The sequence below is a fragment of the Rufibacter sp. DG15C genome (assembly GCF_001577755.1).
Taxonomy (GTDB): Bacteria; Bacteroidota; Bacteroidia; order Cytophagales; family Hymenobacteraceae; genus Nibribacter.
Genome location: NZ_CP010776.1, coordinates 2,821,182 through 2,841,389 on the forward strand (window position 1 = coordinate 2,821,182; position 20,208 = coordinate 2,841,389).

The 20,208-nt window shown below is 48.0% G+C and carries 16 protein-coding genes; 10 read left to right on the forward strand and 6 right to left on the reverse strand.

Features of this window, described 5'->3' with window-relative positions; all coding sequences use genetic code 11:
- Window positions 1–15 precede the first annotated feature (15 nt).
- The 3 genes from TH61_RS12100 to TH61_RS12110 all read right to left on the reverse strand — a co-directional run bounded on the left by TH61_RS12100 (window position 16) and on the right by TH61_RS12110 (window position 8,276).
- A complete protein-coding gene (locus tag TH61_RS12100) occupies window positions 16–408 on the reverse strand; it encodes a hypothetical protein (RefSeq protein WP_157600701.1) in 393 nt (130 codons plus the stop codon).
- Between the two features lie 435 nt (window positions 409–843).
- Window positions 844–1,857 carry a type IX secretion system membrane protein PorP/SprF gene (locus TH61_RS12105; RefSeq protein ID WP_066509620.1) on the reverse strand — a complete coding sequence of 338 codons (1,014 nt, stop codon included), beginning with the start codon at window positions 1,855–1,857 and terminating at the stop codon, window positions 844–846.
- Window positions 1,858–1,862: 5 nt separating this feature from the next.
- On the reverse strand, window positions 1,863–8,276 hold the full coding sequence (locus TH61_RS12110; protein ID WP_157600702.1) for a gliding motility-associated C-terminal domain-containing protein: 6,414 nt from the start codon (window positions 8,274–8,276) through the stop codon (window positions 1,863–1,865).
- Window positions 8,277–9,171: 895 nt separating this feature from the next.
- On the opposite strand from TH61_RS12110, the gene TH61_RS12115 reads away from it, so the two are divergent.
- The 6 genes from TH61_RS12115 to TH61_RS12140 all read left to right on the forward strand — a co-directional run bounded on the left by TH61_RS12115 (window position 9,172) and on the right by TH61_RS12140 (window position 13,093).
- Window positions 9,172–9,804: a hypothetical protein gene (locus TH61_RS12115; RefSeq protein WP_066509624.1), complete on the forward strand. Its 633-nt coding sequence runs from the start codon at window positions 9,172–9,174 to the stop codon at window positions 9,802–9,804.
- Between the two features lie 180 nt (window positions 9,805–9,984).
- On the forward strand, window positions 9,985–10,251 hold the full coding sequence (locus TH61_RS12120; RefSeq protein ID WP_066509626.1) for a hypothetical protein: 267 nt from the start codon (window positions 9,985–9,987) through the stop codon (window positions 10,249–10,251).
- 123 nt (window positions 10,252–10,374) lie between these two features.
- Window positions 10,375–11,364, forward strand: a complete 990-nt coding sequence (locus TH61_RS12125) for a hypothetical protein (protein ID WP_066509628.1) — start codon at window positions 10,375–10,377, stop codon at window positions 11,362–11,364.
- Window positions 11,365–11,659: 295 nt separating this feature from the next.
- Complete coding sequence (locus tag TH61_RS12130; protein WP_157600703.1) at window positions 11,660–12,031, forward strand: hypothetical protein; 372 nt, start codon at window positions 11,660–11,662, stop codon at window positions 12,029–12,031.
- A gap of 3 nt (window positions 12,032–12,034) precedes the next feature.
- Complete coding sequence (locus tag TH61_RS12135; RefSeq protein WP_066509631.1) at window positions 12,035–12,685, forward strand: SCO family protein; 651 nt, start codon at window positions 12,035–12,037, stop codon at window positions 12,683–12,685.
- A 3-nt stretch (window positions 12,686–12,688) separates the two neighbouring features.
- Window positions 12,689–13,093, forward strand: coding sequence for a cytochrome c (locus tag TH61_RS12140; protein WP_066509638.1), 405 nt, complete (start codon window positions 12,689–12,691; stop codon window positions 13,091–13,093).
- A gap of 101 nt (window positions 13,094–13,194) precedes the next feature.
- Here TH61_RS12140 and TH61_RS12145 read toward each other — a convergent pair whose 3' ends face one another.
- The gene (locus TH61_RS12145) at window positions 13,195–13,560 is read right to left on the reverse strand and encodes a hypothetical protein (protein WP_066509640.1); all 366 of its coding nucleotides are present in this window, start codon (window positions 13,558–13,560) and stop codon (window positions 13,195–13,197) included.
- A 305-nt stretch (window positions 13,561–13,865) separates the two neighbouring features.
- On the opposite strand from TH61_RS12145, the gene TH61_RS12150 reads away from it, so the two are divergent.
- Together TH61_RS12150 and TH61_RS12155 are read left to right on the forward strand one after the other, a co-directional pair.
- Window positions 13,866–14,963, forward strand: a complete 1,098-nt coding sequence (locus TH61_RS12150; RefSeq protein ID WP_066509641.1) for a PA0069 family radical SAM protein — start codon at window positions 13,866–13,868, stop codon at window positions 14,961–14,963.
- Window positions 14,964–15,626: 663 nt separating this feature from the next.
- Complete coding sequence (locus tag TH61_RS12155) at window positions 15,627–16,703, forward strand: endonuclease/exonuclease/phosphatase family protein (RefSeq protein ID WP_157600704.1); 1,077 nt, start codon at window positions 15,627–15,629, stop codon at window positions 16,701–16,703.
- A 60-nt stretch (window positions 16,704–16,763) separates the two neighbouring features.
- Here the strand turns inward: TH61_RS12155 and TH61_RS12160 are convergent, their stop codons facing one another.
- Both TH61_RS12160 and TH61_RS12170 read right to left on the reverse strand, forming a co-directional pair.
- Window positions 16,764–17,759, reverse strand: coding sequence for a cation diffusion facilitator family transporter (locus TH61_RS12160; protein ID WP_066509643.1), 996 nt, complete (start codon window positions 17,757–17,759; stop codon window positions 16,764–16,766).
- A gap of 716 nt (window positions 17,760–18,475) precedes the next feature.
- Window positions 18,476–19,126 carry a response regulator transcription factor gene (locus TH61_RS12170; protein WP_066509647.1) on the reverse strand — a complete coding sequence of 217 codons (651 nt, stop codon included), beginning with the start codon at window positions 19,124–19,126 and terminating at the stop codon, window positions 18,476–18,478.
- Between the two features lie 267 nt (window positions 19,127–19,393).
- Between TH61_RS12170 and TH61_RS12175 the strand changes: the two genes are divergently transcribed.
- Entirely contained in the window at window positions 19,394–19,744 is a 351-nt protein-coding gene (locus TH61_RS12175; protein ID WP_231862214.1) for an STAS domain-containing protein, read from the forward strand.
- A 62-nt stretch (window positions 19,745–19,806) separates the two neighbouring features.
- Window positions 19,807–20,148, forward strand: a complete 342-nt coding sequence (locus TH61_RS12180) for an STAS domain-containing protein (protein WP_066509651.1) — start codon at window positions 19,807–19,809, stop codon at window positions 20,146–20,148.
- Window positions 20,149–20,208: the final 60 nt, after the last annotated feature.

The following is a 20,208-nucleotide window of genomic DNA, read 5'->3' on the forward strand; positions in this document are numbered from 1 at the left end:
TAAAGTTACTGGTGCTTATTTTTTGGGGGAGGCCTTCAACTGCTGTACAATAGCCAAGTAGTTTGCTTCTGGTTTCTGTTTGAATTCAGCGTAAGCAGTCACTTGACGGGTATTGAGCATGTTAAATAATTTTACTTCAAATTCATCCTCAATCTCCCGAAGGCGCACATCACGTTGCTCTTGGTCATCGGCGTACAGTTTATCGGCCTCAGTGGCTTTAGACAAACGTTCCTGATTCAAGGCCTTCAGTTTGATGTACTCATCCTCGTTCAAGCCCATGTTTTGCATCATGACTCTGGTGAGGTTGCTAGATGCCTGGTCCAATGCCGGAGTAGAAGGCGTTTGCTGGGCAGCAGCAGAGAAAACAAAAGACAAAAAGAAGAATACAGTAAGAGTAAAATTTTTCATAATGGTACTGGTTTTGTTAAACAATTAGTATGCTTTAATGGCTGGATTGGTCTTGGATTGGCTTGAAAATCTATCATTTCAGATATATGCTCTTTAACGGTTTGTTATAATTAGGGTTTTGCTAAATGTGCTGAAATCTGGGGTTTATAGATTTTTTCTAATCACCTTATTTGATTTGTTCAATTTTGAGTTCTATAGATATTTCTAAATATTTATATTATCTGGTATATGAATCTCATTATATAATGAAAGGGTAATATTTGGTTAAGATAGATTCGGCTGGTTTGGCTGAGAATTGTTTGTTCACTAAAAAAGAAAGGAAAAGGACGGCTTTAGAGACATGCAGCAACGCAATGAGGCCCCGGTTTTGGTCTGTTTTCTAGAAAACAGACCAAAACCGGGGCCTCGTACAATAATGATTGAAGTGTAGTTATTTTACCATAGCCATTGGGGACAAATTAACCGGCTCTTATTCTGAAGCTTAATTCCGACGATCAATTCGTGGCTTCCGGCTGTGGCCTTACTCAATTCTGAGGTGGTGAGGTCATAGGAGTAGCCAATGTCCATCAGGTAATTGATGTTCATGCCGGCCATGGCAGCCACCGCATCATTGTGCCTGTAAGACACTCCGGCCCAAACTCGGTTCATGTAGGTTGTCTTAAAATTAACATCTACCGCAATGGGGCTGGGCTGGGCCATCTTCACCATGATGGATGGCTCCAAGGACAGGTCATATCGTATCTTTAACCGATAGCCGCCAGTCAGGAAGAAGTGCGGTTGTAAATCTTGTTGGGCAACGTACATGCCTTCTGCGTTGGCGGTGCTCTTAGATACCAGCTGGGCCGCTGACGCTCCCACATAAAAGAAATCTGAATAGATCCAGGTGCCTAAACCCAGGTCAAATTTGGTTCTGGCCATTTGGCCAGGCTGGATGGTAGGGTCATTGCTGTGGTTTAACCTGAGGGCGTTTCCGTCTAGTCTGGTCTGTTGTACCCCGCCCGCAATGCCCACCGACATGTTCACCCTCCTGGTCAGGGGATGGTGGTAGGCATACGTGCCCGTGAGGTTGCTGGTGTTCAACGGGCCCGTTTTATCCGTCTGGGCCAAGGCGCCAAACCCGTGGTGCGGTCTGGATTTATGGTACTTGGTGGTGCGGTTGTTGGCAGCGGCCATTCTGGGAATAAACCCTTTGGGCGCAGAAACCGCAGATTTACGGTCGCTGGCTCCAAGGGAGGTGTGCCCACTAATGTAATACGTTACCGGTGCGCCCTCAAGGCCTACCCACTGACGGCGCGTCCCCATTCTTATGTCTGTGTAACTCTCAATCCCTGATAGGGCAGGATTGAGCAGATAGTTATTGAACAGGTACTGGCTGTACTGCGGTTTCTGCTGGGCAAAGGCGGGTGCTGCCAAAAACAGAAAGAAGAACAAGTGTGCAAGCTTTTTCATGTGGCTTACTTAATAATGGTTACGTTTCCGGACAATGGTTCCTCTTTTCCGCCCAAGCGGATTAAGTAATAATAAGTGGCAGCTGGCAAGGGTTGGCCTTTCATGGTGCCATCCCACGGCGTCTGATAGTTTTTAGACTCAAACACCTTGTTGCCCCAACGGTTAAAGACTTCTATGTGCGCCTCTGGGTAGCCTTTCAAGGTTGGAATGTCCCAGTTGTCATTGATGCCGTCATTGTTAGGGGTGAAGCCGTTTGGTATCTCTATTGCGGGCAATACCGTGATGGTCACTTGGTCTGTAGAAGTACAGCCTTCGGCCGTGGTCACCGTCACCGTATAGGTAGTGGTGGCCTTAGGTTTGGCTACTGGGTTGGCTACTTTGTCATTGTTCAAGCCCAAGCTTGGTGACCATTGGTAACTTACACCGCCGGTTGCCGTCAACTCCGCGAATCTGCCAAAGGCAATGGTCACGTCCTGGCCGGCATTGGCCGTTGGTACCGGAATGTTCACCGTTACCGGCACGCGCTCACTGGCACAGCTCTGAGAAACAGATTGTACATAATAAGTAGTGGTGCTCTGTAGAATAGGGGTAGTAAAGGTGCTTCCGGCCTGTACCAACTTGCCGCCTTGCGCTTGGGTGTACCATTCCAATGCCACGCCGGTGGCTGGCGTTTGCAAGGAGGCTGTCAACGTAACGGTGTTGCCGGCGCACAAGAAGACATCTTTGGCCACCGGAGCTTTGGGTAAAGGCGTTACTGTTACTTGGATAACATTGCTTACCTCACTAGTACAGCTACCTGACAAAACCATGCGTCTAAACCAAGTTGTTCTCACCAAAGCACCAGACTCATAATGCTGAGCAGAAGTCACACCAGCTGCTGTGGTAAAGCCTGAGGTAGCGCTGGTGGTACTGCTTTCCCAAACGTAAGTGTAGCTTCCGCTTCCGCCAGTGGGTAGTGAACCCATCAGTTTGGTTGGGGCAGTGCCCGCGCAGACAATCTGGGTAGAAGAAATAGAATTGTTGGCTACCTTATTATAGACTTCTACTTTGATCTCATTAGAGAGCGTGGCCACTCCGTTTACCACTACTTTTCTGCGGTACCAAGTGGTTACTTCCAGCACGGGCACATTAAAGTCTTTGGCCGTGGCCGGAGAAGGATTGCCAATCAAGACATACTCTGTATTCTGTGTTTTCTTCTCCCAATAGTACTGGACATCTGACAAGTTGCCGTCTGGCTCATTACCCTTGATGACAAAGTTGGAAGGCTCTTTGTAGCACACTTGGCCGCCGCCAACAATAGTGTTGTCAGTAAACGCCTTGAACACGGTTACCCTTGCCGCATCTGAGAAGCTAGAACAGTCAACATACTTAGACTTGGCCTGGCGCATGAAGAAAGTAGTTTCTTGCAAAGCAACTGGCTGGTAGTCTTTGGAAGTGGCTCCGGCAATCGGTTCGAAATCTGCCATGCTAGCTGTCTTGTACCACCATTGAATGGTGTAGTCAGCGGGGATGGCGCTCCCTCTCAATAGGGAAGGGGTAGTGCCAGCCGCTTTCAGCTGATTCATTGGGGTGATGTAGTTGGCGCCCTCGGCTAAAGGCATGTTTACCTTAATCTCAATCTCCTGACTGAAATCCTCGGCACATTCGCCGGCTTTCACGCTGCGCTTGAACTTGGTGTCACTCAGCAACATCTGAGCATGCTGGTAATCTTTGTCTGTGGCACCCGGTATTTCCTGGAAAGTGGTTTTGTTTTTGGCTTTGATGTACCATTGGTATTCATACTGGCCATTACCACCGGTTGGGGTGCTCCCCACTAGTTTCTCAGGAATAGTGGCATAACATACATCGGCTACGCCCTGAATGGCATTCTGGCTGATTTTCTCCTCTACTCTCACGGTTACAGTTGTGGCAGGACCCACGCACAATGCCGGTGCAGAAATGACACGAACATGGTAGGTGGTGGTAGCCGTAAGCACCGGGGTTTCAAAGGTGCCACCAGATCTGGTTGTGAAGAGAATAGCACCCGTGGTAGCGTCCAGCCATTGGATGGTGCCCTCGCCGGTAGCGGTAAGTTTAGCTTTAGTGCCAGTACAAATAGTGGCATTCTCAGCAACAGGGGCCGCCGGTATTGGATTCACAAATACTTCAATGGTGTTGGATTCAGCAACCTCACAAGCCCCAGATCTCACTAATCTTCTGTATTGGGTATTGCTCAAAGCAGCACCCGGATTGAACGTAGACAGCGTGTCTTTGGAAGAGGTGTTCACAAAAGGCTGTGAAGCGTCAGTTCTAGACTGCCATTGGTAGCAGTAGATTTTACCGTCTCCGCCAGAAACCGGCCCACCTAAGGTAATAGAAGGCGCTACCCCATAGCAAACCTCGGGAGAGCCTTGGGTGATGGAGATGTTGTTAGACACTGGTACGTCTACGGTGATTTTAACAGCGTTGGAATGCGTTTCACAGTCAGCCGAGGTCACTACTCTTCTAAACCAGGTGTGTGTATACAAATTGCCGGGCAGGTACGTAGCCAAAGTATCTTCAAACGATGTGTTTTTGAAGGGCTTGCTTATATCTGTAGTGAACTGCCATTGGTAGTGGTACTGACCATTGCCGCCAGTTGGGGCAGTGGCCGCTAACAGCTTGGTAGGAGAAGAACCTGTACATACAGACTGTTCACCGCTGGCAATGGACTCACTTAGTAGAGGCAATACCTTTACTGTTACAGCCACCCGCTCAGATGATAAGCAACCGTCTGCCGTCTTGCTCTCTACATAATATAAGTATGGTCTGGCTTCTGGTAGATCGGCCGCAGAAATGGTCAGGCTGTTGCTGGTTTTAATGAAGGTACCTGCTTGGTCAAACCATTGGAAGGTAACACCTGCCTTCGGGATGGCATTTAAAGTAGCACCACCGCCCACGCACACCTCCAGGCTAGTTTTGGCCAATACCGGTAAGGCTGGTCTAGGTGACATCTGCAAGACCAAGGTATTACTCTCTAATTGGCAGCTGCCTGAAATGGCCACTCTTCTAAACCAAGTATTTGGCTGGGTAATGTTGATAGGTTGGTAGGTAGCATTGGTGTTGGCACCAGGGGCTGGTTCAAAGGCGTCTGCCAAAGAGGTCTTCATCTCCCAACGGTACTGAATGCCTTCTACTGGATCACCACCCGTCACCGGTGCCACTTCCTGCAATACAGGGGGCGTAAGGCCTTCACAGAACTTAAGCGTGCCAGGTAAAACATTGTTGGCTAGCGCTGGGGTTACTACTATTTCAATTGAGTTAGAATAAGACTCACACGCGCCCAATTTTACTTTGCGTCTAAACCAGGTGGTCTGTCCAAGGTTTGTAGCCGTGTAAGAAAGACTATTTTTAGAAGAACCGGTAGCATCTTTGAATACCTTCTCATCACCAGCATCCAGGCTGTATTGCCAGGTGTACACCGGAGAACCAGACCCGCCGGTTGGCACCAAACCTTTGATGACAGGAGACTCGCCGGCGCAGACGCGGGTAACGTCCAGGATAGTGTTGTTGGTGATCTCTGGCTCTACTGTGATTTTAATGGCCGTACGGCTAACAGTACAGCCACCGGTAGCTTCTGACTGTACGTAATAAGTAACTGTAATGGCGCTGCCTGTAGTGTTGGTTAAGACAGGCGTCACAAAGGTGTTGCCTGTGTATAGCAGGTTTCCATCAGTGGCTGCATCGTACCAAGTGTAAGGGCCGCTTGGCGCGGTGGCTTTCAGCTCTGCGCTAGAACCGCTACAGATGGTGCTGCGGGTGGCGATCACGGTTGGCGGTAAAGACAATGGATTGACTTGCACCTCCACGGCCTCAGAAATGCTCTCACACCCGTTCATTACAATCTTTCTACGGAACCAGCGGCTGTTTGGCAGGGCTTCCGGTTGGAAGGAAGTTAAGGTGCCGGTTCCTTTGGCCAGCGTGAACGTGCCTGTTTTAGAAGGGCTGCTTTCCCAGACAAAAGTTGACTCAGAACCGTCTCCACCTAGTAAGGGCTCGGCTACAATGGCTGAAGGAACAGTACCGGCACAGATGAAGTCTGAAGGAGTAACCAGTACATTTTGCGTGATAGGAGGCACTACGGTAATCTTAATGGCAGGCGTGCTTTCTGTACAGGCGCCCAAGGTTACCACCCTTCTAAACCAGGTTGTAACCGTCAATACTCTGGAAGGAAGATTCTGGCTGGTAAAGGAAGGAAGGTCTGTAAAGTTCTCACCGTCCGTGCTCATCTGCCATTGGTAGGCTGGTGATCCGAATCCGCCTTTGGCCGCGCTGGCAGCAATATTACCGCTGGCGCTGCCTTCGCAGATGCCTTTGGGCAAAGTGGTGATAGTGTTGTTGGTAATGGATGGGTGAACCGTCACCGTCACTTTGGAACGGGTTATTGATCTACAGCCTCCAATTACAGTGATGCTCCCGGCATAGAAAGTGGTGGTGGCTGTTAAAAGCGTGTCTAATGTATTGCCTACATAGAAAGGAATATCACTATTGGCAGCAGAGAACCATTCAATCTTAGAGTTGGGTACCGAAGTTCCCAGAACCGCTCTGCTGTTGGCGCAAATGGCGGGGTTGCTGCTAATGACAGGCGCAACTGGTTGCTCTTGTACAGTTACCTCTACTGGCGTCCGGATAGAACTAGCGCAATTATTTTCTGACAAAGCCTCTACATAATAAGTAGTAGAAGTTGGCAGCACAGGAGTTGTAAAACTTTGGCCTGTAAATAAAGGAGTCGTATCTGTGGCCGAGGCATACCATTTATAAGTGGCCGCGTCACCCGTAGCCTCTAATGTAGCCGAAGTTCCTTTGCATACCAACACTGGGGCTACCGTTGGGGCAGCAGGCAGGGCATTGATTGTGACGGTTTGGGTAGCTGTGACAGATTCGCCACACTCATTCCAAGTCTGCACTTTTACTTGGTATGTGCCCACTTTGGTAAATACAATGGATGGATAGGCTTCGGTGGCCATGTAGGGCTCCAAGAACTGGGCGCCGTCTTTGCTGTCCATGCTCCATTGGTACCGCGTAATATTGCTTCCCTGCGCCTTGTAAAGTGGAGTATGCGCGGCATTTGCAGGTCCAAACACCAATGTCTGCGGTCCGCAATACTTTGCATTGGCTGGCAACGTCACGGTAGGAGCTGCTAAAACAGTCACATCTTCAAAATAGGAAGTGGTGCCGCATGTGTTTTTAGCCGTCAGGGTAATTCTGTAGGTGCCTGCGTTTTGAAAGGTAAACGAAGGGTGCGTAGACGTAGAGTCGCCTTGGGCAAACGTAACGCCGGTAGCCGGAGACACTGACCATTTGTATGCCGCGCTCGTACCGGTGCTCAGGTTTTGCGCAGCAAAGGTGTTAGGGGCGCAGCTGTTTAACTGCTCTGGCCGTAAGGTGAAAGCCGCTTTGGTAGGGTCTTCAATGGTGATGGTTTCACTGTGCTGGTCTCCTGGACAGACGGCGCTGTTCCCCACCGGGGTGATGGTTAAGGTAATGTTGTATTGACCCGAGGTATGGAATATAACTTCTGGCTCTTCAGAGAACTCATCTGTGTCATTGACAAAGCTCCAACCGGTAGCAGGCTCAATACTCCATTTGCGGTTATAGCCACCGCTGTTGTTGGGGTTGTATGGGTTAAAACCGCCAGTAGACGTGTCTTTTAATTTTATCACGCTTTCCACGCAACGGGAAGGTGACTTGAACTCAAAATCAGATTTAGGATTGCCAGAAACCACAAAACCACTAATGGTGGCTGGAGTCTTTCGGTTATAACAGTCAATGGCTACCCCAGAGATGGTAAAGCCGTTTTCTTTTTTAGAGGAAGAATGTTCAAAAACGTGGTCAATGCTGGAGGGGATGTTGCTTTGGTTGAAATACAGGGTATCACTGCCGTCGTCAAACCAGATCTTGTAAGCGGTGGTTGGCGAGTTGTTGCTGACGCCAGTAATGTTAAAGGTATAGGTGGCCGGGGCGCAAGAAGAAGTATTCCCCACGTTCTGCAAACCAAAGCCGGGGTTGGTGCCATTGTATACAGCGTACGTCTTGCTAGAAGTACATCCGCTCTGGCTGGTAACCGTCACCTTCAAATCAAACTTGCCTCTGGTTTTGTATTGGTGCGTAGCTGAAGAAAAGGATGAGGTGTAAGTGTTTTGTGAACCGTCCCCCCATTCAATCAAATAAGATTGGTTGGTGGCTTTGGTGGTAGAGGTATTCTTTACGGAAAGGTTGAACTCAAAAGGCCCAATCACGGGGCTACATTTGATGAAATTCTCCTTGTTGACATCCTCCAGGGCCGCGTCTGGCTTGTCTGGGCACGTCTGCGCCAAAGAGGCAAAGGACAACAAGAAAAAGAAAGGTAATAAGCTTAAATATTTTTGAACAGACGCCATGGTGCCAGTTAGAGTGCTCACGGTGAAAAACTATCTTATATGGGAAGGCGCAAGCAAATGCCCACGCCAGACTACATCAGGGAGGAAGAAACTGGGACTAAGCCGCTAAGAAAACGGGTTGCAGGGAAGGCTTAGGCAAGGAGAAGCCCCTGCTCATAGACAAGAAAAACCGATATAAGGAAGTAGTGTGGAAGGCGAAATTTAATCTAACGGGCAAGTAAGAATTTCTCATAGCAATCTTAAATTGTACTGTTCTCTTTAAAGTGCTAGTCAGAGGTAAGCCTGAGGTAGCGGATTAAATTAGAATAGTGATGTTAAATTAGTTCATTTGAACGGGTTAACATTTAAAATTGAAACTTAAGTTCAGAGGATTCGTAAAATTCTATCTTTTTTTAATTTTCAATTTATTGCATTATTTTTATTGAGGTAGGGAGGGTGAAAACAACTAAATATTTTAAAAAATATATTTGTTTTTATTGCAGAATATGAAGGAAACCAATAACTTTAGAGAGTTCTCAAAAAGGATGGGAAAGAAGGAGACGGTAAAATTGGTTTAACCGGAAAATGAAGTGCTTCGGCTAGAAAGAAGACCGGCTCACCGAATTTTAAAGGCAGGGCCAAATTATCCATCTACCTTTGACACAGTTAAACGAACAAAAACGTATACACTAGTTGACGTTATGATATAAAGGAGCAGCGGGGCACTTTTGCCTCGGCAAGAGAGACAAAGGTTCTGGCGCTTATTGGGGGATATGCTACAGACACTGATGACACTTGTTCCGCTGGCTCCTGTTTTCACAGCCCTTCAGACTACACCTCTGAAGGGCTTTTTTTATGCCTTTCCCGCAGCTCTCCTCCCCAAGCCATCTTTCCTTGCTTTTTTTGTATCTTTGACAAGAATAGAACAAACGCCCCAATGAAGCAGAACCTGACAGAGACCGAACGCGAAGTAATAAAGCTGATCACCTTTTTCAAGAAGCGTGGTGAGCGCCTGGCGCAGGAGGGAGCGTTAACGCAAGAACATGAAGACCTCAACACCGCCTGTGAGCGCCTCACAGAGAAAATATATGCGCACGCAGATTTCAGGCAGCAAGTGCAGGAAAAGACCGAGACCTTGCGCGGCATTATTGAAGACCAGGCCCAGTGCCCCAACTGCGGAAAGTCTGACATGCTCAAGAAAGTGAGCGTGGCCACCAATGAACTGGGCTGGAAGTCTAACCGCTACAAGTGCCGCCGCGACAACATAGAATTCACCTGGAACCGTCCCAACAACCCCTGGGACATGATTCCCTTCCTGGAGCTTTGCCTGCATGAACTGGACAAGAACCTGGAAGGCCCAGAGATGGATCCAGCCTTAAAGGAACGTGCCCAAGGCGCCCGTGACCACATGGCCGTGAGCCTGGAGCAGCTGCGCACCGCCATTGCCTCTGCTGACGCTGAGCGCCTGAGAATGGAGGAGCAAGACGTAGAGATGAACAAGATGCTCCACGAATTCAAAAAGTACCTCATGATTGAGAAAATCAAGATGGAGCCCTTCAGCGACAACTAAAAGTTGCTAACTGCTTTTATTGCGTCCCGTTTTTGGGCTGTTTTCTGGAAAACAGCCCAAAAACGGGACTTTTGCTTTTAGGCACCCAGGTCAAGAAATTATTAAGGTTCTAGAAGGCTGCTCACAAAAGAAGGTGACATCCGTATAAACACGTGATTTTACTTATTAAACCAAGAAGCCATGCCCATTGACCAAGACATCATCACCAACTCAGATGAGAGCAAAAAACTGCCAGACAGCAACCCATCGCCAACCACGGGCAACCACTCAGAAGCTGAGAACATAGCCAAGCCAGACATTGGTGGTGACCCGCTGCAAGCCAAAGAAACAGATTACCTGGACACAGAACCAGAAGGAGAGCAGGCCGAAGGTAACGTAGCCGCCACCAATGAGGAAGATACTCAAAAGTTAGACGGGAGTAATGCTAACAATCTAAGAACCAAATAATTGTAGGCAAGGCATTGTTCTTGAAATCCGTTTTTGGTTTGTTTTCCAGGAAATAAGCCAAAAACCGGATGTCCTTTGGCCTCGTTAAGCTATACTATTCATGTACCTTAAATTGTTTGAGTTATGAATAGAAATGAGCAGAGAGAGGATTACGGGCGCCATGAAAACCAGCGCCGCGTAGAGAATGACCAGCACCAAGGTGGCCAACACTTTGGTGCAGAAAATAACTACCGTGACCAAAGCCGCAGGCACCCGTCAGAAGATGACCGCGGCGCCGGACGTCACGGCTACCCGGCCCATCACGGAGAACAATCTTCTTCTATGCGGTGGGAAGGCAGCCACCATGACTATGGCAGAGACCCGCACCGCCAGGGAGAACGTTTCGACAACCCAAGAGTCTTGTCCAGTGAAAGCAACAGCAGCCTGGAAGGCGCCAGCCGAAACTACGGCAGCATGGGCAGCTACGGCGGAGCCCAGGGCTGGGGGAGTTCCAGAAACGGAGCCCACCAGGATTCCAGGGTAGGCTTCAACTCTACCAGCGGCCACGGTGGTGCTGACAATAGACATAGAGAACCACGCCAGTTCTACGGTGCCTACCGCGACCACAACAGCTTTGCTCCCGGTGAGCGGGAACAGTATGACGGCACTAGCCGCTATGGTTCCCAAGGCGCAGATGCCACCAAAGGTTGGCAGCCCTCAGAACACGTAGGCACTAGCCATTACTCTAGAAACATGCAAGACAATGACCCTTCCCGCGGTAGAGAAGATGACAGTTCTTATGAGATCTATGATGACGCCCAGTCTCATTACAACAGAGGCGAATACGGGAACATGATTGGCGGCGGCTCTTACCTAGAGAGTGGCTTTGACCGTAGGGCAGTCAGGGAGAACAGCGCCATGATGGGGTACAACGCCCCAAGACGCCACCACTTTAACCAAGAAGGCGAAGGCGCCAGAAGTGAAAATTACGGCAACATGGCCGGGTCGCTCAGCTATGGGAACGCAGAAGACTACCGAAGCCAGGAGGGCCGGGACCGGCGCTATGACCCCATGAGCGGGCACATCCGCGGGCAAGGTGCGCAACCGCCTTCCAGGGAAGATTTTAATTGGTAATGATTTAATTAGGAAAGAAGGCTGCTCCAAAAGGGCAGCTTTTTTTTTTGTTAAACTGGTGGTAAGTTATCCTTATGGTTTTGGCCGTTTTTGGCCTCTTTTCCCAGAATCAGGGCAAAAACGAGTGGAAGCGTGGCAGCGCTCAGATAATCTCATGGATTCCTGTGCGTTCTAGAAATGTAGGTTCTACCTTTGCCCCATGTTACACCTTTTGATGCATTAAAGGATGAAAAGGAATCAATGGCTTATAGTGGTTGGCCTGTGCGCCTGTTTGGGCTGCGACCGCGGAAACACCGTGAAAGTTGAAAAGGCCCCTGAGAAGACCCGAATAGACCTACTTAAAGACGAAGTGATGGCAAAACATGACTCGGCTATGGCCAAATATGGGGAGCTGTATATAGAGCGAAAACGCCTTTCACAGCAGGCAGACTCTGTTCCTGAGAGCAACGCCGCCCTAAAAGAAAAGTATGGTGAGAGTATTTTGGCTTTAATCAAAGCAGATGACGCCATGATGCAATGGATGCGTTCTTATCAAGCTCCGGACTCGCTTTCTGAAGACGCAGCCCTCCAATACCTGCAAAAAGAGAAACAAGAGATAGAGGTAATCCAGCAGCAAATTAAGACAAGCCTGGCCAAAGCCAAAGCTTTGAATCTTCCCAAAAAATAAATCATGACCAAATCTCTTTTATATGCCGGCCTATTCACCTTGGCGCTGGCCAGTTGTCAATCCAAGGTGGGAGAAGAAAAGCAACTACCCATCCTAGGTCCGCGCGAGCCCAAGGTCACCATGGTGGACGGAAAGCCCCAGGTAGACACCATCTACCATTCCATCCCTGACTTCAAGTTCATAGACCAGGACAGCCAACAGGTGACGCAAGAAACAGTGGCCGGCAAAATCTACGTAGCCGACTTTTTCTTCACCAGTTGCCCCTCCATTTGCCCGAAGATGAAGAGCCAGATGTTGCGCGTGTACGAGAAATACAAAGACAACCCAAAGGTGATCTTGCTTTCGCATTCCATTGATCCCACGCATGACACGGTGGCTGTTTTGAAAGAATATGCAGAACGTCTAGGCGTGGACAGTAAGAAATGGCACTTCTTGACCGGAGATAAAGACACGATCTTGGGCATGGCTCAGAACCATTACATGACCAGTGCCTTAGAAGACAAAGAGGCGCCGGGTGGTTTTGCGCACAGCGGGGCCTTTTTGCTGGTAGATGAAAAGCGCCATGTCAGAGGGCATTATGACGGCACCATGGCGCCAGACGTGGATCGGCTCATGCAAGACATAGATTTGCTTTTGCAAGAGAAAAAGAAATAGGCCATGGCCCTGAATAGAATCTTACTGGTGTTGGGTGTCTTGGGCTTTGGCATTGTGCTGGCGGGCTGTTTCACAGAACGGGGCAAGGAAGGCAAACTCCTGTATGGCCGGCATTGCGCTAATTGCCACCTGGATAATGGGGAGGGACTACGCGGCGTGATTCCGCCGTTGGCAGGTTCAGATTACCTGGACAAGCACCGTGATGAACTGGCTTGTCTCATCAGGAACGGTATCAGTGGTCCCATTGAGGTAAACGGTAGAATGTACAACCAAGCCATGCCTGCTAACAAAGGCTTAACAGAGGCAGACATCACCAATATTCTAAATTACCTGCATTCAGAATTTAAAAGCCCCTCAACCCGTGTTTCATTGGATGAAGTAAAGACGCAATTAAAAGAATGTCTTTGAGTTGAGTAAATATGTTAAACACGGTGTGCTGGTGAAGTATACTCTAAAAGAAAAGGCGGCCTATTGTTTGGCCGCCTTTTCTTTTAATGCGCTAGCGGTGATTAATTTCCGGTAGTGCCGGCGGTAGTGCCACCAGCTGTGGTGCCAGTTGAGCCCGTGGTGCTCATGCCAGTTGTAGTCCCTGTAGTAGTGCCAGTCGTTACGCCGGTGGTAGTTGCAGTAGTGCTGGCAGTGGTAGCCGTGGTGCCAGTGGTGGTTGTGGTGTTCATGGTGTCAGTCATGCCAGAATTGGTAGGCGTTTCCATGTCTGTGGTAGAGCTGGTGCCATCGTTCATGGAGCCACTGTTTACCGTGGGGTTGTTGGGCGTAGTTCCATTGGCTTGATCTTCTTTGTTGCTTCCGCAGGAAGGAAGGAGAGTGATGGCAAATGCTCCAGCGGTCATCCAGATTGAGATTTTCTTTTTCATAGGTTTTGAAAGGTTAGGTATTATAGGTTACAACTCTACTCTTACGCGGGCGCACAACTTCAAGGCATAAATTGTCATTAATTCTAAACCGAGGCAGCGTAGAACTGTTTCAAAAGCTATCCATAGGATGGGCCTTAACCATCGGACTTGCATCAGAAGGTTTGTAGAAGGATGGGCTTGAGTAGCTATTTTAGTTTTTTTTTGCTGTTAAGGTTAACTATCAGATTAATAGTGAGTTAGTTATTTGCTAAAATATTTGGGTGTTTAGACCTTGCGGATGTTCTAAAAAGCTAATAAATTTAGCTATGGTAGAGCGAGGTAGTCATCAGTCATCAGCTCCCTTTAAGGGATCTGAAGCCAGGAAAGGTAGAGGGGCGCAATACAATCCTAAGAATCCATACTTAAACCAAGAGTATGTAGTCACCCACTTAGAGGGCCTGGATGAAGAGTGGACACCCCAATCTAAGACGCAATTCTTAACTGAGAACCCCAAGAAAATCGTCAATGAAGTTAGCTCCCCTGACCTTGGTTTGAGCTACTCCATGAACCCATACCAAGGCTGTGAACATGGCTGTGTTTACTGCTATGCGCGCAACACACATGCCTATTGGGGGATGGGGGCAGGGCTAGATTATGAGCAGAAAATCATAGTCAAGGAAAACGCTCCGCAGCTACTAAGGCAACAGCTGGAGAACCCCAGATGGAAGGTGCGACCCATCATGCTGGCGGGCAACACAGATTGCTACCAACCCACAGAAGCCAAGCGTAAAATTACCCGTCAGCTGCTGGAGGTGCTGCTCCAATACAAGCACCCGGTGAGCGTCATTACCAAGAACGCACTCATTCTCCGTGACCTTGATTTATTACAAGAATTGCACAAGCACCGCTTGGTGCATTTGAACATCTCCATTACCACCTTGCAAGAAGAACTTCGGCAAAAATTGGAGCCGCGCACGGCCACGGGCATAAGAAGATTAGCGGTGGTGAAGACTCTAGCCGAGGCCGGTCTGCCGGTGAATGTGATGGTGGCTCCCATCATTCCAAGTCTAAATGACCAAGAGATCCCTGCTATTTTGCAAGCCTCGGCCAATGCCGGAGCGCTCTCAGCGGCCTATACCGTAGTAAGGTTAAACGGAGCGGTAGGGGAGATTTTTGAGGACTGGGTACTCAAGGCATATCCAGATAGGGCGGCCAAAGTGCTGGACCAAATCAAGTCTTGCCACGGCGGATCTCTCAATGATAGTCAGTTTGGAAGGCGCATGCACGGCGAAGGCCAATGGGCAGAAACTATCAAATCCCTCTTTAAAATTTACCACAGAAAATATTTTGCAGGCAGGTCAATGCCTCCGTATGACTTCTCCCAGTTCACTCCCAAAAGCGGAAAGCAGCTCTCTATGTTTTAACTATGGTCATTGAGTAGCCGCAACTGTGTGTAAAAGTATATGTGAAGTGTAGCTTTAAGAGAAAGAGATTAAAAACCTGGCAAGTAATATAGTAAGAACACTATATGACAACGTGTCAGGTGGTTTTTGGAGGGATAATGAAAGGTCTGGTAGTGCCATGTGCAGGAAAAGCCAGTGAATCCTCCAGATTTTCGGCGATTAGCCTCATTATTGGCCTATAGGTGCATGATTTGGCTTTAGTTTGAGAGGTGTTAGGTAGCTAAATCAGCTGTTAGAAGAAGCTGGAATGGCCAATTGCGCTTAGGTGAGATGTTCCACGGTCTTCCAAGGTTTTCACTCGAAATTTTTATACTAATTTTTAAATCAAGTGGATAGCACCTTGTATCTTTTGATTTACTTTAACCGGTAGATTTTGATCTAGTCAAGGATACCTTACGCCATGATTTTGCCGTTCTACTATTGTACGGTCATGGTACTAAGGAGTTGATAGTAGCAGCTGTCTAGGCCTCTATTAGATTTGAAGATTCTGACCTTGGGCTTTCCGTTCCACTTCCTCTATCTGTATCTTTAAGCTTGCAAGTTTTACCTTAACGTGTTGCGGTGGCTGCCCAAAAAACCAGAAGAAGTTTTCTGTTTAAACTGATTGTCTTCCTAAATATAGGAGTGGCAGTTTGGTTGCTGTTGGCGCACATCTGCTCTTATATAAACCCAGGTAGTTTCTGGGTGGCCAGCCTTTTTGCCTTGACCTACCCTGGCATTTTGTTGGTGAACATTCTCTTTGTGGTGTACTGGTTGTTGGTAAAGAGCCGAGCCCTGTTCATCTCCTTGTTCGTGCTGCTCATTGGCTTGGACAACTTGAGGGCGCAGGTGCAGTTGAACTTGTTCCCGGCAGAGGTGCCAGCCGTAGCCGAGAAAATCAGAGTGTTGAGTTTTAACGCTAGGCTCTTTGATTTGTACAATTGGACAGGCAACCCATTAACCCGAGAGAAGATCTTTAAAATGGTGCAGGACGAGGCCCCCAGTGTGGTGTGCTTCCAAGAGTTTTACACCTCTACCAAGGCCGGCCGAAACAACCTTGACACTCTGCTCCACCTGCAGAAAACCACCCAAAAGCACGTCGCTTACACAGAGACAAAACGGGAGACCGACCATTGGGGCATTGCTACTTTTAGTACTTATCCTATTGTCAATAGGGGTAATATTATGTTTAATGAAGTGACCAACAATCTCTGCATTTATACAGATATTAAAGTAGGCCCAGACACGGTGCGGGTATACAATGTGCACCTGCAATCTAACCGGTTTAAGCGGGAAGATTATGAGTTCTTGGGTAACCCCAATGCCAAGCCCACCAATGATGAGAAACTCACCGCCTCCCGCAATATTATCATGCGGTTAAAGGTAGGGGCCGTCAAGCGGGCACAGCAGGTAGAGGTAGTGGCCAAGCACATTCAGCAGTCACCTTACCCTGTAATTGTATGCGGCGACTTCAATGATCCGCCGGCCTCTTTTACGTATAATAAAATTAGCAAAGGGCTGCAAGACGCCTTCATAGAGAGTGGCTGGGGCCTAGGCAATACCTATGATGGCATGTTCTCTATTCTACGGATAGATTACCTGTTGCATGACAATCGAATGGTAGGAAGTGGCTACCGTGCCATCCGGCAGAAGCTGTCAGACCATTATCCAATTGTGAGTGACCTTTGGTTGAAACCAAAAGACGCAGCAGTAAAGCCTTAATCAGAAAGCGGAGATCGTTTTTAGCATGTTTTCCAAAAAAAGAGGCCAAAAACGGAAGCGTTAGACCAAGACGTGCTTTTGGTTTTCAATGACGTTCTCAAGCGTCCATTCCACCCTCCCTACAAATGCATTCTCCCGTACATGGCAGTCAGACTTGGTGCACAGTTTACAGCTGTCAGGGGGCAGGCAAGGGTCTAGGTGTACAAACAATTCTACCACATCGCCTAGCTCTTCTGTGATGATCTCCTGTAAGGCGTCTACCTCCGCATGGGACTCAACCAGGTTGAAGTACCAAGGCAGGGTTAAATGGCAGTCAATGTGCAGTTGCCGCCCGTACTTGATGACGCGCATGTTGTGCAGGTCTATCCAGTTTTCGCGGCGGCGTTGGTTCAACACAGAGATGATGCGGGAAATCAATTCGTGGTCGGCCTCGTCCATGACCCCAGAGATGGAGTTACGGACCAGTCCGTAGCCCGTGTACGTGATGATAGACCCAAATATGATGGCCACCACGGCATCCAGCCAGATGTACTCAAAGAAGTAGATGGCCAGCAAGCCTATGATCAAGCCAAGGCTGGTATAGGCATCTGTGAGCAGGTGTTTGCCATTGGCGATGATGGTGAGGGAGTGCTGGTTGGTGCCGGTGCGCACCAGGTAACGGCCTGCCAGGTAGTTGGCGCCGCCGGTAACCAGCGTTAGGATAATACCCCAATCTAAGCGTTCAATAGGGTGTGGATAGAGCAGGTTGTAGATGGATTTGATGATGATGGCTATACCGGCCAGTAAAATCAGCGTGCCTTCAAAGCCAGAAGACAGGAATTCTATCTTACCATGGCCGTAGGGATGGTCCTGGTCCTTGGGTTTGGCGGCCAGGTACACGCTGTACAAGGCAAACCCACCCGTCACAAAGTTGATGATAGACTCAAGGGCATCCGTAAAGATGGCGTTGGAGTGCGTGAGAAAGTAGGCAGCGAACTTGATGCTGAGAAGCAAAAAGGCCAACACCAACATAAACGCCATTAAACGAATAGGAGAGGGAGCCGAGGTTGTAGGCATAAGAGTAAGTTGGGAAAACCATTCCAACCTATCAAACGCAAGCAGGTAAATGGGGGTGCAAAAGTACGCTGTTTTTTAGCGCAGACATGCACGCACATTAAAAGAAATGAGAGCGGTAACCACAAGGTGCTCTGCCAAACATGGTTGGCTAAATAATCACCAAGAGGAGAGGTGGCTTAGCCGAAGAGCAAGGTCAACAACCACGTCACGAAAGAAGCCAACAGGCCCAAGAAGAAAAATAAAAAGCCAAGAAATGGTTGCATGTCAGTCCCTTTTACGTTCAAAGTAAAGGTAGACAATTTTTAAGATGCAACAAACCCTTTAATTAATCATATTGTAGGGGTTGTGTATTTAATTTCAATAGCGTAGTTTCGTTGTTCGTACATTAATGTGCTTTCCCAAATTCTTTTGATCACACTCCTATGAGTATCACTGCAAAGAAAAAAGTGGCTGCACAGCCTATTGAAAAGCTTTTGAAGAACAACCTTCTTCTGTCTACAGACCCAACAACCATCAAAGAATCTATTTGCCGGCTTCAGGAATTGAGGCAGGCTTACATAGACCACGCAGAGGCAGGCAAGAATGTACTAAGACTGCCTGCGCTAAAAAGCCGGTAAACGTAGTAGGGTTCACTTGTTTTGAACCCCCTTGCACGCAGAAGCCCGCCATTACCAATGGCGGGCTTCTGCGTGCAAGGGGGTTTGTTTTGGTTACAACTAGTCTATCAAGCCTTGTTGTATGGCATATTTAATGAGGGTGGCCGTGTTCTTAGCCTTGGTTTTCTCAATCAGATGCTGACGGTGAGACTCTATGGTGCGTTTGCTAGCAAAGAGCTTGTCCGCGATTTCGGCGTTGGTATATCCCTCTGCAATCAGCCTTAGCACTTCCATTTCGCGCTTAGAGAGGTCTGAGGTTCCTTTGCCAGAAAACTCCTGTTGCTCTCCAGGGCCATTGTTTACCCGGTTCAAGAGATTTAAGGCCACTTCAGAACAGATATAAGAGTTGTTCTCGGCCACGGTTTTGATGGCATGGATAAGTTCTGTGCGTCCGGCCGTCTTTAAGACGTAGCCCAAGGCCCCGGCAGTGCGCACCTTGGTCACATAGCTGTCTTGGTCCAGCATGGTCAAAATCAGCACTTTCACATGTGGGTACTTGGCCTGCACTTGGGTGAGGGCCTCAAAACCGTCCATGACGGGCATATTCAGATCCAGCATGACCACGTCTGGCGTCACTGTCTCTAGCAGTTCCAAGAGCTGGGCGCCGTTCTCCGCCTCTCCAACCACCTGTATAGATCTGTCTGACTTAAGAAGCGATTTAAGACCATCTCTGATCAAGGTATGGTCGTCTGTTATTATAACTTTTATCATTGTGTTGCTGATATTCTATTAGACAAGCCTTCTTGTGCGTTTTGTTAAAAAGAAATACTTGGTTTTAGGTATTAAAAATACGGCCTACTCATTTCTTTACCACCATCCCTGTTACGTAAAATCTCGACTTAAGTGAAGAATGAGTATTAGTACTTGATTTTATAGTATTTACCCTCATATAGGAAAAAAATGTTATACTTATGTTTGTAAACCAGTGACTGCTAAGCATAAAGGAGGTTGAAAATGGAGGGTAGATATGACAAAAGCGTGCAGGCTACATATTTAGCGGATCATACGCCCCTTGTTATCCTGCAGGGAAGTTTAGATGAGGCGTATGCAGGAACATTACTGAATGTGCTGCATGAAGCCACCCCCTGGAAAAGCCCCTTTATTCTAGTAGACTTTGGTAAAATCATCCAGGTGTCCCCCACTGGATTACGCCTTTTGTTGCCTTTAATCTCTCATTTACAGGCCCAAAAGAAAAACCTGGTACTGTTCAACCTAAGAAAAGACATCCACGAGGTTGTGAGCAGTTCTGGTTTTGACTCGTTGGTAGTGATTAAGCCTACCTTTCAAGATGCCCTCCAGTACGTGCAGCTGCCTCCCAAATTTGCGTAAGGCAAATGCCCGTTGAAAAAAGAATTTTTTTTCTTATTTTCATCAAATAAACAGACAAGTCCATGAAGATTGTAATAGAACAAGAGCCGCAGGCTTATATCCTGCGCTTGGTTGGGGAAATGGATGCGTCTACATGTTTAGAAGTAGACCGCGCCATAGAAGATGCGCTACTAAGACCAATCTCACAGCTTTGGATTGACTGCCAAGGATTAAAATATATATCTTCTGCGGGCTTGGGGGTATTCATCTCACATTTGGGCACCCTAGAAAGCCTGCACATACCCATGGTCTTGTATGGAATGAGTGACCAAGTGAGAAACGTGTTTGAATTACTGGGCTTGCACATGATCATGACCATTGTGCCAACAAAAGAAGAGGCAGCCCTACAGGTTAAACAATGCTAACTATTCTGTTGCTTTCAGGTTCACCATTTTTGGCCTGTTTTCTGGAAACCAGGCCAAAAA